At 69.2% G+C, this 13,106-nt stretch carries 22 protein-coding genes; 2 read left to right on the forward strand and 20 right to left on the reverse strand.

All coding sequences use genetic code 11. The features are described from left to right. Positions 1-52: 52 nt before the first annotated feature. Genes TTH_RS08385 through TTH_RS08395 form a run of 3 tightly spaced genes read right to left on the reverse strand, consistent with a single transcriptional unit; the run spans position 53 to position 2,818 of the window. Positions 53-688, reverse strand: coding sequence for a redox-sensing transcriptional repressor Rex (locus TTH_RS08385; RefSeq protein WP_011173693.1), 636 nt, complete (start codon positions 686-688; stop codon positions 53-55). Continuing rightward, a complete protein-coding gene (locus tag TTH_RS08390) occupies positions 685-1,455 on the reverse strand; it encodes an SPOR domain-containing protein (protein WP_011173694.1) in 771 nt (256 codons plus the stop codon). The genes TTH_RS08385 and TTH_RS08390 overlap by 4 nt, the downstream gene beginning before the upstream one ends. A 1-nt stretch (position 1,456) precedes the next feature. Further along, the gene (locus TTH_RS08395) at positions 1,457-2,818 is read right to left on the reverse strand and encodes a tetratricopeptide repeat protein (RefSeq protein ID WP_011228839.1); all 1,362 of its coding nucleotides are present in this window, start codon (positions 2,816-2,818) and stop codon (positions 1,457-1,459) included. A 53-nt stretch (positions 2,819-2,871) separates the two neighbouring features. Here TTH_RS08395 and TTH_RS08400 point away from each other — a divergent pair, with 53 nt between their 5' ends. Beyond that, entirely contained in the window at positions 2,872-3,384 is a 513-nt protein-coding gene (locus TTH_RS08400; protein ID WP_008633352.1) for an HNH endonuclease, read from the forward strand. Here the strand turns inward: TTH_RS08400 and TTH_RS08405 are convergent. Next, positions 3,381-4,214, reverse strand: coding sequence for a DMT family transporter (locus TTH_RS08405; RefSeq protein ID WP_011228840.1), 834 nt, complete (start codon positions 4,212-4,214; stop codon positions 3,381-3,383). The two genes, TTH_RS08400 and TTH_RS08405, sit on opposite strands and share 4 nt — an antisense overlap. 41 nt (positions 4,215-4,255) lie before the next feature. Here TTH_RS08405 and TTH_RS08410 point away from each other — a divergent pair, with 41 nt between their 5' ends. Continuing rightward, positions 4,256-4,735: a hypothetical protein gene (locus tag TTH_RS08410; protein ID WP_011228841.1), complete on the forward strand. Its 480-nt coding sequence runs from the start codon at positions 4,256-4,258 to the stop codon at positions 4,733-4,735. A gap of 122 nt (positions 4,736-4,857) precedes the next feature. Here the strand turns inward: TTH_RS08410 and rplQ are convergent, their stop codons facing one another. Genes rplQ through rpsH form a run of 16 tightly spaced genes read right to left on the reverse strand, consistent with a single transcriptional unit; the run spans position 4,858 to position 13,065 of the window. Beyond that, positions 4,858-5,214: a 50S ribosomal protein L17 gene (gene rplQ, locus TTH_RS08415; RefSeq protein ID WP_008633358.1), complete on the reverse strand. Its 357-nt coding sequence runs from the start codon at positions 5,212-5,214 to the stop codon at positions 4,858-4,860. Between the two features lie 4 nt (positions 5,215-5,218). Then, complete coding sequence (locus tag TTH_RS08420) at positions 5,219-6,166, reverse strand: DNA-directed RNA polymerase subunit alpha (protein WP_011173698.1); 948 nt, start codon at positions 6,164-6,166, stop codon at positions 5,219-5,221. A gap of 18 nt (positions 6,167-6,184) precedes the next feature. After that, complete coding sequence (gene rpsD, locus TTH_RS08425; protein ID WP_011173699.1) at positions 6,185-6,814, reverse strand: 30S ribosomal protein S4; 630 nt, start codon at positions 6,812-6,814, stop codon at positions 6,185-6,187. A 12-nt stretch (positions 6,815-6,826) separates the two neighbouring features. Next, positions 6,827-7,216, reverse strand: coding sequence for a 30S ribosomal protein S11 (gene rpsK / locus TTH_RS08430; RefSeq protein WP_008633365.1), 390 nt, complete (start codon positions 7,214-7,216; stop codon positions 6,827-6,829). 36 nt (positions 7,217-7,252) lie between these two features. After that, a complete protein-coding gene (rpsM, locus tag TTH_RS08435) occupies positions 7,253-7,633 on the reverse strand; it encodes a 30S ribosomal protein S13 (protein WP_008633368.1) in 381 nt (126 codons plus the stop codon). An 11-nt stretch (positions 7,634-7,644) separates the two neighbouring features. Further along, entirely contained in the window at positions 7,645-7,758 is a 114-nt protein-coding gene (rpmJ, locus tag TTH_RS08440) for a 50S ribosomal protein L36 (protein ID WP_008633370.1), read from the reverse strand. A gap of 9 nt (positions 7,759-7,767) precedes the next feature. After that, positions 7,768-7,986: a translation initiation factor IF-1 gene (gene infA, locus TTH_RS08445; protein ID WP_008633373.1), complete on the reverse strand. Its 219-nt coding sequence runs from the start codon at positions 7,984-7,986 to the stop codon at positions 7,768-7,770. A gap of 8 nt (positions 7,987-7,994) precedes the next feature. Then, complete coding sequence (map, locus tag TTH_RS08450; protein WP_011173700.1) at positions 7,995-8,762, reverse strand: type I methionyl aminopeptidase; 768 nt, start codon at positions 8,760-8,762, stop codon at positions 7,995-7,997. Next, positions 8,762-9,322, reverse strand: coding sequence for an adenylate kinase (locus TTH_RS08455; RefSeq protein ID WP_011173701.1), 561 nt, complete (start codon positions 9,320-9,322; stop codon positions 8,762-8,764). The genes map and TTH_RS08455 overlap by 1 nt, the downstream gene beginning before the upstream one ends. A gap of 3 nt (positions 9,323-9,325) precedes the next feature. Beyond that, positions 9,326-10,642: a preprotein translocase subunit SecY gene (gene secY, locus TTH_RS08460; protein ID WP_011228842.1), complete on the reverse strand. Its 1,317-nt coding sequence runs from the start codon at positions 10,640-10,642 to the stop codon at positions 9,326-9,328. 1 nt (position 10,643) lies between these two features. Further along, positions 10,644-11,096 carry a 50S ribosomal protein L15 gene (rplO, locus tag TTH_RS08465; RefSeq protein WP_011173703.1) on the reverse strand — a complete coding sequence of 151 codons (453 nt, stop codon included), beginning with the start codon at positions 11,094-11,096 and terminating at the stop codon, positions 10,644-10,646. Continuing rightward, entirely contained in the window at positions 11,093-11,275 is a 183-nt protein-coding gene (gene rpmD / locus TTH_RS08470; protein ID WP_008633387.1) for a 50S ribosomal protein L30, read from the reverse strand. The genes rplO and rpmD overlap by 4 nt, the downstream gene beginning before the upstream one ends. Further along, complete coding sequence (gene rpsE / locus TTH_RS08475; protein ID WP_008633389.1) at positions 11,256-11,744, reverse strand: 30S ribosomal protein S5; 489 nt, start codon at positions 11,742-11,744, stop codon at positions 11,256-11,258. The genes rpmD and rpsE overlap by 20 nt, the downstream gene beginning before the upstream one ends. 12 nt (positions 11,745-11,756) lie before the next feature. Continuing rightward, positions 11,757-12,095 carry a 50S ribosomal protein L18 gene (gene rplR, locus TTH_RS08480; protein WP_008633391.1) on the reverse strand — a complete coding sequence of 113 codons (339 nt, stop codon included), beginning with the start codon at positions 12,093-12,095 and terminating at the stop codon, positions 11,757-11,759. 11 nt (positions 12,096-12,106) lie between these two features. Then, the gene (gene rplF / locus TTH_RS08485) at positions 12,107-12,649 is read right to left on the reverse strand and encodes a 50S ribosomal protein L6 (RefSeq protein ID WP_011173704.1); all 543 of its coding nucleotides are present in this window, start codon (positions 12,647-12,649) and stop codon (positions 12,107-12,109) included. Beyond that, positions 12,649-13,065 (reverse strand): 30S ribosomal protein S8, encoded by a 417-nt coding sequence (rpsH, locus tag TTH_RS08490; protein ID WP_011173705.1) that lies wholly within the window; start codon positions 13,063-13,065, stop codon positions 12,649-12,651. Before rpsH ends, rplF begins: the two co-directional genes overlap by 1 nt. Between the last annotated feature and the right edge of the window lie 41 nt (positions 13,066-13,106).

A 13,106-nucleotide genomic window follows, 5' to 3' on the forward strand; every position in this document is an offset into this window, starting at 1 on the left:
GGACCAAACCGCCAAGGAACCTAACCCATATACGCCGCATAAACCACCTCGCTCACCCCATCATCTCTTCCCGCCACTTGGGGTTCAGGATAGCGAAAGAAAGCCGCGTGAGCCCCGCCAAGAAGTCCACGTTCTCCACCGCCACCTCCTTGGGCACCTCGAGGACCACCGGGGCGAAGTTCAGGATCCCCTTGATCCCCGCCGCCACCAACAGGTCCGCCGCCTTCTGGGCCGCTTCCCGGGGCACGGTGAGGAGGGCGATCTCAATGCGGCCGGGAACCCGCTGGGGCAGGAGGTCCACGTGCTCAATGACCCCGCCCCGCACCGGGCGGCCCACCTTCTCCGGGTCCACGTCAAAGAAGCCCCTGAGCTCAAAGCTCTCCCCGAACCCCGGGTAGTCGGCCAGGGCGCTCCCGAGCCGGCCCATGCCCACGATGCACAGGCCCCACTTGCGGTTGAGCCCCAGGATGTGGCGGAGCTCCCGCTTCAGGACGGGGACGGTGTACCCCACCCCGCGCGTCCCGTAGGAGCCGAAGTAGGAAAGGTCCTTCCGCACCTGGAAGGCCGTGACCTGGGCGAGCTCCCCAAGCTGCTCGGAGCTCGTCCGGTGAACCCCCTGGGCCTCCAGCTCCTCCAGGATGCGGAGGTAGGTGATCAGGCGGCTGATGGCCGCTTCGGGGACCTTCATCGCACCTCCAAGGCCTCGAGGCCCAGCGCCTTGAGCCGGGCCTTCACCTCGTCCACCTGGCCCACGGGCACGGGGCCCACCCGCACCCGGTGCAGGCCGTCCTCGCTCAGGACCACGCTGAACCCCAGCCCACGGAGCTTCTCCGCCAAGGCGAGGGCGTTTTCCCGCTTCTGGAAGGCCCCCACCTGGAGGTAGACCCGCTCGGGGGAGAGGGGCGCCGGGCCCTCCCCCCGGTAGACCTGGGGGGCGTAGTCCCGGAGGGCCTCGGCCACCCTCCTGGCCTCGGCCTCGGTGGCGTAGGGGCCCACCACCACCCGCGTGAGGCTTCCGGCGGGCTCCAACCGTGCGGGGTAGCCCTGGTCCGCCAGCGCCTGGCGCAACCTGGCGGCGTTCTCGGGGTTGGCGAAGGCCCCCACCGCCACCCGGTAGACCCCCTGAGGACTTGCGGGCGGGGAAGCCGCGCCGGCGCTAGACCGGGCGGGCTCCGAAGGCGAAGGCGCCGAGACGGGCGCGCGCCCCGAGGCCTCCCCCGGGGAGGGAGCGGGCGGCGCCTCGGGCAGGGGCAGGACGGTGACCACGGGCTCCTCCGCGGGGGCCTCGCCAGCGGGGCCAGGCGCCGTGGCCGCGGGCGCCTGCGGGGCCGGGGGCGGGGCCGGGCGCGCGGCGAAGGGGTTTAGGCCCACGAGGTAGAGGACCACGCCCACCGCCACCACGGCGATGAGGACGAAGATGAGAAAGTCCAGCCAGTTCTCCCTTAGCCAGCGCATCCTACCTCCCGAGAAGGGCCCGGGCCTCCCTCGAGCCCAAGGCGGCGGCCTGCCTCAGGGCCCGGTCGGCCTCCGCTTGGCGGCCCAGGCCCCGGAGGGCCAGGCCCAGGTTGTACCAGGCGGCGGCGGAGGAGGGGTCCTTGGCCAGGACCTCGCGCAGCACGAGCTCCGCCTGGCCGAAGCGCTTGACGAGGACGAGGGCCGCCCCCAGGTTCACCCCCACCTGGGGGTCGCGGGTGGCCTCGTAGGCGGCCTGGAGGGCCGCCACCGCCTCCTCGCCCTGGCCCTCCTCCAGGAGGAGGCTTCCCCGCAAGGCCAGGGCCTGGGGCGAGGCGAGCCCCTCGAGGAGCTTTAGGGCCTCCTGCCGCCGTCCTAGGCCTTGGGCCGCCTGGGCCTGGAGGAAGGCCCCGGCGGGCCCGGCCTCCTTGGCGTAGCGGTAAGCGTTGGCGTAGTCCTTGGCCTTGAGGTAAGCGGCCGCCAAGGCCAAGGCCACCTCGGGATCCTGGCCCTTGGCGTAGGCCTCCTGGAGCCAGCGGAGCCCCTCCTTCAGGTCCCCCGCCTCAAGCCGGCGCCGGCCCAGGAGGTAGGCGGCCTGCCAAAGGTCCGGGTCCAAGGCCAAGGCCTCCCGCCAAAGGGGCTCGGGGTCTTCCACCAGGGTTCCCTTGCGCAGGAGGAGGAGGGCCTTCCCCTTGGGGTCCTGGACCGCCTCGAGGCCCCGCTCCACCTCCCGGCGCGCCCGGTCCGTAAGCCCCACCTCCGCCAGCACCCGGGCGAGGAGGTCCCAGGCCTCCGCCCGGCCAGGCTCCCGGTTGAGCGCGGCGTACAGGTGGGGCACCGCCGCCTCCCGCTCCCCGGCGGCGTAGAGGGCCTGGGCCAGGGCGAGGCGGTAGGCGGGGCTCCGCTCCGGGGAAAGGCCCCGCTCCAGAACGGCCGCCGCCTCCCTGGCCTTCCCCTCCTGGAGGAGGGCCCCGGACCAGGCGAGGTAGGCCTCCTCCCGGGGGGCGATGGCGGCCGCTTTGGCGAAGGCCTCGGCCGCCTTTCCCGCCTCCCCCAGGCGGAGGTAGACCTGGCCCAGGTTGAAGTGCCCCTCGTACCGGTCCGGGAAGACCCGGGTCATCTGGTCAAAGGCGAACCGGGCCTCTTCCAGCCGGCCAAGCCGCACCAAGGCCACGCCGAGGCCGAGGTGGGCCTGGAACTGACCGTAGTCCTGGCGCAGCACCTCCTCAAAGGCGGCCACGGCCTCCGCGTAGGCCCCCTCCGAAAGGAGGCGCTCCCCCCTCTCCAGCCAGGCTTGGACGCCCTGGGCCAAGGCCGCCCCAGCCACGAGCCCGAGGGCGAGGATACGCATCAGAAAAGGTCCCATAGAAGCCCCCTCTTTGCCGCTAGCATAGCACACCCCTGTGCTAAGCTGAGGCCGTGAACCTGGACGCCCCACGGGTCCTGGTCCTCAACGCCGCCTACGAGGTCCTGGGCCTGGCCAGCATCAAGCGGGCCGTGCTCCTCGTCCTCGGGGGCGGGGCGGAGATGGTCTCGGAAAGCGGCCTCTACCTCAACACCCCCTCCACCCGGATCCCCGTCCCCAGCGTCGTCCGCCTCAAGCGCATGGTCCGCCGCAGGCCGGGGCGCGTTCCCTTGAACCGCAGAAACGTCCTCCGGCGCGACCGCTACACCTGCCAGTACTGCGGGCAAAAGGGCGGGGAGCTCACCGTGGACCACGTCCTCCCCAAAAGCCGCGGGGGCAAGAGCACCTGGGACAACCTGGTGGCCGCCTGCCGCAGCTGCAACCTCAGGAAGGGGGACCGCACCCCCGAGGAGGCGGGGATGCGCCTCCTCCGCCCCCCGAAGCCCCCGAGGGTGCCCCTCTTCCTTTTGGACCTCAAGGAGGTCCCCCCGGACTGGCGGCCCTTCGTGGAGGGCCTCCTCGGCTAGCGCCGCACCGCAAGAAGCACCGCCAGGATCACGAGCAAAGCCCCGAAATAGCCCAAGGGCGAAAGGACCTCGCCGAAGAGCAGGTAGGCGAGGACCACGGCCACCACGGGCTCCAAGGTGGCCACCACGCTGGCCACGGTGGCGGGAAGCCGCCTGAGGCCGGCGTAAAAGGCGAGGTAGGCCCCGTAGGTGGAGAAGAGGCTCAAGGCCAGGAGGGCGCCCAGCGCCCGAGGAGTCAAGGGGCCGAACTCCGCCCAGGGCGCAAGGGCCAAAGCGGCCACGGGCAGGGCGTAGGCGAAGAAGGTGGGGGTGGCGTAGCGGCCGAGGTAAAGCTTGCCGAGAAGGTAGTGAAGGGCGTAAAAGAAGCCGGAGGCCAAGCCGAAGAGGAAGGCCCGCACCCCGAAGCGCACCTCGCTCCCCCCGCCCAGGCCCAAAAGCCCCACCCCGAGGAGGGTCAAGGCCACCGCCCCCCAGGACCTGGCCGTGGGGGGCTCCCGGAGGAAGGCCCAGGAGAGGAGGGCCACCCAGGCGGGGGCGGTGTAGAGGAGGACCGAGGCCAAGGCCGCCCCCCCGTAGAGGACGGCGAGCTGGTAGGCCCCGTAGAAGAGGGCCACCCCCAGAAGGCCGAAGAGGGGAAAGACGGGCAGGTCCCGGGGCGCCACCCGAAGGCCTCCCGTCCGGGCCGCGTGGGCCAGAAAGAAGATCCAGCTCAAAAGCGCCCGGTAGAAGGCCACCGTCAAAGGGGTAAGCCCCTCCTGGAAGGCCATACGGCTTAAAGGCCCGATGAGGCCCCAAAGAAACGCCGCCAGCAGGACGTAAAGGTAGCCCATGGGCCAAGTGTATAATCGGCCCAGAGGTTATTGGAGGCTTTATGGGAGTGCGTACCTTTTTTGCCCTTCTCGTCCTGGTCCTGGGCGGCCTCTTCGCCTGGCTCAACTGGCCGGAGGTCACCCGGACGGCCCCCCTCTCCCTGGGGTTCACCCGGGTGGAGGCCCCCCTGGGCCTGGTCCTCCTCGTGGCCTTAGGGGTGGTAACCCTCCTCTACCTCCTCTTCACCCTCGGCCTCGAGACCGCCGCCCTCCTGGAGGTGCGGCGCTACGCTCGGGAACTCCTCCACTACAAAAAGCTCGCGGAGGACGCGGAGCAAAGCCGCTTCACCGAGCTCCGCCGCTACCTGGAAGGGGAGTTCCAGGCCCTAAGGGAGGCGGAGCGTGAGGAGCTTAGGGCCCTGAAGGAGGAGGTGGCGGAAACCCTGGAGAAGCACGGGAACACCCTCGCCGCCTACATCGGGGAGCTCGAGGACCAGATCCTGCGCCTCCTGGGCGAGCGCAAGCAGGACCCCGGAGGCTAAGCGCCCGCACCTTGTCTGGACGGCCACGCGCGGACCCTTGGGGAAAGCCCCCGTGCCCCGCCGGCACGGGGTAGCCCAAAGCCCCCCGGGCCGAGGCTCCGGGGGGGCCGGTCCCGGCGGGGCTACTCCACCAGCTCCACCAGGGCGAGCGGCGCCCCGTCCCCCCGCCGGCGCTCCGCCAGCTTGAGGACCCGGGTGTACCCCCCCTGGCGGTCCCGGTAGCGGGGGGCGATCTCGTCAAAGAGCTTCCGCACCAGCTTCACGTCCTGGAGGTCCCTAAGGACCAACCTGCGGGCGTGGAGGTCGCCCCGCTTGGCCAGGTGGATGAGGTGGTCCACAAACCCCCTGAGCTCCTTGGCCTTGGGCACGGTGGTGGTGATGCGGCCGTGGGTGAGGAGGCTTTTCGCCTGGTTGCGGTAAAGGGCCAAGCGGTGGGAAGAGTGGCGGTTCAGCTTACGTCCGGACTTCAGGTGGCGCATGGTCTCACTCCTTCAGGGTGAAGCCCTTCTTCTCCAGGGCTTCCTTGATCTCCTCCAGGCTCCGCTCCCCAATCCCGGGGATGTTCTTCAGGTCCTTGAGGTTGAGGGCGAGAAGGGCCCGGACGGACTCAATGCCCTCCTCCTTGAGGCTGTGGAGCACCCGGGTGGAGAGGCCGAGCTCCTCCAAGGGCAGGTCCAGCTCCTCCTCCTGCTCTGGCGGCGCCTCGGGCTCCTTGGCCTCCTCGGGGGCCGCCACGGCGGCCGCCTGGGGGTTGGAGAAGTAGGTGAGGTGCTCCCGGAGGATCTCCACCGCCTGGTTCAGGGCCTCGAGGGGGGTGACGGAGCCGTCGGTCCAGATCCTGAGGGTGAGCTTGTCCAGGTCGGTGCGCTGCCCCAGGCGGGTGTCCTCCACCTGGAAGGCCACGCGGCGCACCGGGGAGAAGACGGCGTCCACCGGGATGGCGTTGATCCGGTCCTTGATGCCGTGCTTCTCCGCCGGGACGTACCCCACCCCCCGGTCCACCCGGACCTCCATGTTGAGCCGACCCCCCTCCTCCAGGGTGGCGATGTGGAGGTCGGGGTTCATGATCTCCACGTCGGCCACGGGAAGGAAGTCCCGCGCCTTCACCTCCTTGGGGCCCTCGGCCTTGAGGAGGAGGGTCACGGTCTGGAGGCTGGGGTTCAGGAACCGGACCACCAGCTCCTTGAGGTTGAGGATGATCTCCACCACGTCCTCCTTGACCCCGGGGATGGTGGAGAACTCGTGGAGGACGTCCTCAATGTAGACGCTGGTGACCGCGGTCCCAGGGATGGAGGAAAGGAGGATGCGCCGCAGGGGGTTTCCCAGGGTGACGCCGAAGCCCCGCTCCAGGGGCTCCAGGACGAACTCCCCGTACTCCCGCCCCTGGGTGCGCACCGTGAAGACCGGGGCCTTGAGCTTGGAATCCAACATACGCCTCCTTCCAGGGGCTTACCTGGAGTAGAACTCGATCACCAGCTGCTCGTTCACGGGCAGGGCCAGGTCCTCCCGGTCGGGCAGGCGGAGGAACTTGCCCTTCATGCCCTCCACGTCCAGGGAGAGCCAGGGGCCCACCTTCCGGCCCTTCATGGCCTCGAGGTTCTGGCGGATGAGCTCGAGGTTGCGGCTCTTCTCGGCCACGGCGATCTCGTCCCCGGGCCGGACCCGGTAGGAGGGGAGGTCCACCCGGCGCCCGTTCACGGTGATGTGCCCGTGGCGCACCAGCTGGCGGGCCTGGCGGCGGCTTACGGCGAAGCCCAGCCGGTAGACCACGTTGTCCAGACGGGACTCCAAAAGCCCCAGGAAGACGGAGCCCGTGACGCCCTTCTTCTTGCTCGCCTCCTCAAACAGGTTGCGGAACTGGCGCTCGGAGATGCCGTAGATCCGGCGGAGCTTCTGCTTCTCCCTAAGCCGCACCGCGTAGTCGGAGGGGCGGCGCGCCCGCTTCTGCCCGTGCTGCCCAGGGGGGTAGGGGCGGCGCTCCATGGCGCACTTGGGGCTGTAGCACCGCTCCCCCTTGAGGTAGAGCTTCACGCCTTCCCGGCGGCAAAGACGGCAAACTGGACCAATGTAACGACCCATCGCTCACTCCTTCTAGGAAGCCTTACGGAACTTCTTCTTGGGCCTGCAGCCGTTGTGGGGGACGGGGGTGTCGTCCACGATGGACTTCACCTGGAGGCCGGAGGCCTGGAGGGCCCTTATGGCCTGCTCCCGGCCCGCCCCGGTGCCCCGCACGATCACGTCCACGCTCTGCATGCCGTAGGCCATGGCCTTCTTGGCGGCGTCCAGGGCCGCGAGCTGGGCGGCGTAAGGGGTGCCCTTACGGCTTCCCTTGTAGCCGATGACGCCGCCCGAAGACCAGGTGATGGGGTTGCCGTCCGGGTCGGTGATGGTGACGATGGTGTTGTTGTAGGAGGCGTGGATGTAGGCGCGACCGCTCGCCACCTGCCGCTTGACCTTTTTCTTGCTCGGCTTCTTGGCCATACTCTCCCTCTCCGGAGTATCCTCTGGCCCTCAGGCTCACTTCCTCGGGGCCTTCTTCTTGCCCGCCACCGTCTTGCGGGGCCCCTTGCGGGTGCGGGCGTTGGTGCGGGTCCGCTGGCCCCGCACCGGCAGCCCCCGCCGATGCCGGAGGCCCCGGTAGCAGCCGATGTCCATGAGGCGCTTGATGTTGGCCGCCACCTCGGCCCTGAGCTCCCCCTCCAGCTTCCAGGTGTTCTCCACGTACTCCCGGAGGCGGACCACCTCCGCCTCGGTGAGGTCCTTCACCCGGGTGGCGGGGTTGATCCCCGTCTTCTCCAGGGCCTCCTTGGCCCGGGCCTTGCCGATGCCGTAGATGTAGGTGAGGGCGACGTCCACCCGCTTGTTCCTGGGAATCTCTACCCCTGCGATCCTCGCCACAGTCCTCCTCCCTAACCCTGCCGCTGCTTATGCTTGGGGTTCTCGCAGATGACGTAGACCCGCCCGTGCCGGCGGATCACCTTGCACTTGTCGCAGATCCTCTTGACCGACGCGCGCACCTTCATGCCTGCCTCCTACTTGCGGTAAACGATCCGGCCCCGCGTGGGGTCGTAGGGGGTGATCTCCACCACCACCCGGTCCCCGGGGAGGATGCGGATGTAGTGCATCCGCATCTTGCCCGAGATGTAGGCCAAAATCTCCGGCCCCGAGTCCAGCTTCACGCGAAAGGTGGCGTTGGGCAACGCCTCGGTGACCACGCCCTCCGTCCGAATGGTGTCCTTCTCCTTCGCCATACCCCTCCCTACTCGGCCCGCGCCAGGGCGACCCCGGTGAGAAGCTCGGGGCCTTCTTCCGTCACCAGGACGGTGTTCTCGTAATGGGCGGCGAGGTTGCCTCGGCCGGCGCTCGCCGCCCAGCCATCGTCCAATATTACCACAGGTGCGGGCCTTAAGGTGACCATGGGCTCGAGGGCCAGGGTCATCCCGGGGCGGATCTTGGGCCCGGTCCCGGGCTTGCCGAAGTTCGGCACCTGGGGGTCCTCGTGGATCTCCCGGCCCACCCCGTGCCCCACGAACTCCCGGACCACCCCGTAGCCCCGGCTCTCCAAGAAGGTCTGGATGGCGTGGCCCACGTCGCCGAGGCGGAAGCCCGGGCGCAGGTACTTCATCCCCTCCCAGAAGGCGGCCTCCGTGTCCCGGATGAGCCTCTCCGCCTCCGGCGAGACCCGGCCCACGGGAAAGGTGCGGGCCATGTCGGCGGCGAACCCCTGGTAGATGAGGCCCACGTCCACGGAGAGGATGTCCCCTTCCTTCAGGGGCTCCTTGGAGGGGATGCCGTGGACCACCACCTCGTTCACCGAGGTGCAAAGGGTGGCGGGGAAGCCGTAGAGCCCGAGGAAGGCGGGCTTGGCCTTGCGCTTGCGGATGGCCTCGTAGGCGATCTGGTCCAGCTCCCAGGTGGAGACGCCGGGCTCCACGTGGCGGGCCACCTCCTCCACCACCTCGGTGAGGAGGGCCCCCGCCTCCCGCATGCGCTCAATCTCCCAGGGGCTTTTCAGCTTGATGGCCATCAGATCCCTAACGCCGCCCGGATCCGGGCGTAGACCTCGTCCGGGGTGCCGAGCCCGTCCACCCGCTTCAGCACCCCCCTGGCCTCATAGTAGCCCACCAGGGGCTCGGTTTTCTCCCGGTAGACCTCGAGGCGGCGCCTCACGGTCTCCTCGTTGTCGTCGGAGCGGCCCTCGAGCTCGGCCCGCCTGAGGATGCGCCGGACGAGCTCCTCCTCGGGGACCTCCACCAGCACCACCCCGAGGAGCCGGGTGCCGGTCTCCGAAAGGAGGCGGTCCAAGGCCTCGGCCTGGGCCAGGGTGCGGGGGAAGCCGTCAAAGATCACCCGCTCGGCCAGCTCCTCCCGGATAAGCTCCAGGATGAGGTCGTCGGGGACCAGGTCCCCCCGCTCCATGATGGGCCTCACCCGCTCGCCCAAAGGGGTCCCCCGGGCCACGTGGTCCCGGAGGATGTCCCCCGTGGAGAGCTTCTTGAAGCCGAGCTCCTGGGCGAGCCTCGAGGCCTGGGTGCCCTTGCCCGCCCCCGGAGGTCCCAGGAAGATCACCGCCTGTCCCACGTCCACCTCCTACCGGTTCCGCCCCCGCAGGCGCCCGCGGGAGAGGAAGCCCTCGTAGCTCCTGAGCATGAGCTGGCTCTCCACCTGCCTCAGGGTGTCCAAGGCCACGCCCACCACGATGAGGAGGCCGATGCCTGAGAAGGCGATGCTGTGGATGCCGGTGAGGTTCTGGATGATCTGGGGAAGGAGGGTCACGAGCCCAAGGAAGAGGGCCCCCCAGAGGGTGAGACGGGAAACGATATGCTCCAGGAACTTCACCGTGGGCTCGCCCGGGCGGATCCCCGGGATGAACCCCCCGTACTCCCGCAGCGACTCGGCGATGCGCTTGGGGTCAAACTGGACGGCGGTGTAGACGTAGGTGAAGAGGATGACGAGGAGGACCTCTATGAAGAGCCCCGAAGGCCGGGTGGGGTTGAAGAAGTTGGCGATGCCCTGCAGCACGGGGTTGTCCTGGAAGGGGGCGGCCAGGAAGATGGGGATCTGCAGGATGGCCGCGGCGAAGATGATGGGGATCACCCCGGCGGCGTTGAGCTTGATGGGGATGTAGGTGGCCTGGCCCCCGTAGACCCTGCGCCCCACCACCTTGCGGGCGTACTGGACGGGGATCCTGCGCTCGGCCTGCTGGACGGCGGCCATGCCGGCGAAGGCCAGGACGATGAAGGCGAGGAAGAAGAGGAAGGCCACCAGGTTGACCTCCCCGGTGCGGATGAGGCCTATGGTGCGCAGGATCTGGGGAAGCCATTCCACCACGATCCCGGCGAAGATGATGAGGCTCGTGCCGTTGCCGATGCCGTACTCGGTGATGCGCTCCGCCATCCACAGGAGGAGGGCGATGCCCGCCACCTGGGTCACCACCACCACGAACCAGAAGAAGGGGCCGGGGGACCAGCCCGGGAGGAGGAAGCGGCCCCCCTCGGCCCCCAAAAAGGCCGTGGCCAGGAAGAACCCCTGGAAGGCGCCCAGGGCGATGCCCCCGATGCGGGTGTACTGGTTGATGATGCGCCGCCCCTCCTCCCCCTCCTTGGAGAGCTTCTCCAGCGCCGGCACCACCGTGACCAGGATCTGCATGATGATGGCCGCGGTGATGTAGGGCATGATGCCCAGGGCGAAGATGGAGAAGCGCTCAAAGTTGCCCCCGGAGAAGAGGTTGATGATGCCGAAGACCCCGCCTTGGGCCGTGCGCAGGAACTCCTGGATCTTGTCCAGGTCCACCCCCGGGGTGGGGATGAAGGCCCCGAGGCGGTAGGCGGCGAGGACGAGGAGGGTGAAGAGCACCCGCTGGCGGAGCTCGGGGATCTGCAGGGCGCTCCAGAAGGCCTTGAGCATCTCAGGCCTCCAGGAGGACCGGCTCCCCGCCCGCGGCCTTCAGCTTCTCTAGGGCGCTCTTGGAGAAGGCGTGGGCCACCACCTTGAGGGGCTTGGCCTCGCCCTCCCCCAGGATCTTGAGGCGGTACCCCTTCTTCAGGAGGCCCGCCCGGACCAGAAGCTCCGGGGTGACCTCGCCCTCAAAGCGGGCGAGGTCCTTGAGGTTCACCCCCTGGTACCGGGGGCGCTTGATCTCCCCGGGCACCTGCCCCTGCATGCCCCGCTTGGGCAGGCGCATCAGGGTCGTGGACCGGCCGCCCTCAAAGCGGCGCGGGTCCTTGAGCCCGCCGGAGCGGGACTTCTGCCCCTTGTGCCCGCGGGTCGCCGTCTTGCCGTGACCGGAGCCCGGGCCCCGGCCCACCCGCTTGCGCCGCTTGTTGGCCCCCGGGTTGGGCCTGAGATCGGAAAGCTTCATTCCACCACCTCCACGCGCACGAGGTGCGCCACCTTCTCCACGTTCCCCCGGATGGCGGGGGTGTCCTCGAGGACCCGCTCCTGCTGAAGCCGCCTAAGCCCCAGGGCCTTGAGGGCCGCCTTCTGGTCCTTGGGGTAGCCGATGGGGCTCTTCACCAGCTTAACCTTGAGCCTGGGCATGGGCCTCCCCCTTCCTGAGCCGCTCCACGTCGGCCTTGGTCCTGAGCTGCCGCAGGGCCTCCATGGTGGCGTAGGCGATGTTGATGGGGTTGCGGCTCCCGAGCTCCTTGGTGAGGATGTCGGTCACCCCGGCGAGCTCCAGGATGGCCCGGGGCACCGCGCCCGCGATCACCCCCGTGCCCGGGGCCGCCGGCTTCAGCACGATCTTGGAGGCCCCGAACTCCACCTCAATCTCGTGGGGGATGGTGCCGTTCTGGAGGGGCACCTCCACCATGTTGCGGCGGGCGTAGTACCCCGCCTTCTGCACCGCCAGCGGCACCTCGGGGGCCTTGCCGAAGCCCAGGCCCACCCGGCCCTGACGGTCGCCCACCACCACCAAAGCGCCGAAGCGGAAGCGGCGCCCGCCCGCCTGCATCCGGGCGGTGCGCCGGATCAGGATCATCTTCTCTTCAAAGTCGGTCTCCGGCATGGGTCTCCTCCCTTAGAACTCGAGGCCGCCTTCCCGGGCCCCTTCCGCCAGGGCCTTCACCCGGCCGTGGTACTTGTAGGGCCCCCGGTCAAAGGCCACCTGCTTGATGCCAAGCGCCAGGGCCTTCTCCGCCAAGGCCCGGCCCACCTGGCGGGCCACCTCCGTCTTGTTGCCCTTGAGCTTCAGGGCCAGGCTGGAGGCGGACACCAGGGTAACCCCCTTCTCGTCGTCAATGATCTGGGCGTAGATGTGCTTCAGGCTCCGGAAGACGGAGAGGCGGAGCCTCCCGGTGCGCTTGATGCGGTTGCGCACGCGGAACTTACGGCGCTCGTAAGCGGTCAAACGTGCCATCTCTCCCCCCGCTACTTCTTGGCCCCGGCCTTACCCGGCTTGAGGCGGACCGGCTCGCCCGCGTAGTAGATCCCCTTCTCGTGGTAGGCGCTGGGCTTCCTGATGGCCCGGATGTTGGCGGCCACCTGCCCCACCTTCTGCTTGTCGATCCCCGAGACCCGGACCCGGGTAGGCTCGGGCACCTCAAAGGTGATGCCCTCCGGGGGCTCCACCACCACGGGGTGGCTGAAGCCCACGGTGAGCTCGAGGGCCCGCCCCACGAGCCGGGCCCGGTAGCCGATGCCCTTGATGAGGAGCTCCTTGCTGTACCCCTCGGAAACGCCCTTGACCGCGTTGGCGATGAGGGTCCGGGTCAGGCCGTGGAGGCTCTTGTGGCGGCGCTCGTCGGAGGGCCGCTCCACCCGGACCACGCCCTCCTCCACCACCACCCGCATCTCGGGGCTTACCGGAACCTCCAGCTCCCCCTTGGGGCCCTTGACCTTGACCCGCCCGGGAGCCACCTCCACGCTCACGCCCTTGGGTACGGGAATGGGTAGCCTTCCGATCCTAGACATCACCACACCTCGCAGATGAGCTCGCCGCCCACGCCCAGCTTCCGGGCCTCACGGTCGGTGAGAACCCCCTTGGAGGTGGAGAGGATGGCGATCCCCAGGCCCCGGCGCACCCGGGGGATCTCCTTGACCCCCACGTACACCCGCCGCCCCGGCTTGCTGATCCGCCGGATGTGGTGGATCACCTGCTCCGGCCTGGGGTCAGGCCCTTGGCGCCGGGGGCCGTACTTCAGGTAGACCCGCAGGTAGGGCTTGCCGTCCACGTCCACCCGCTCGTACCCCTTGATGAACCCCTCCCGCGCGAGGATCCTCAGGATCTCCTCCTTGAAGCGGGAGGCGGGCACGTCCGTGCTCTCCTTGTAGACCCGGGTGGCGTTCCTGATCCGGGTCAGCATGTCGGCGATGGGATCCGTCAGCATTTCCGCTCTCCTTTGTCGCTACTCCTGGCCCATGCGGTCTC

The sequence above is a fragment of the Thermus thermophilus HB8 genome, assembly GCF_000091545.1.
In the GTDB taxonomy this organism is placed as follows: Bacteria; Deinococcota; Deinococci; order Deinococcales; family Thermaceae; genus Thermus; species Thermus thermophilus.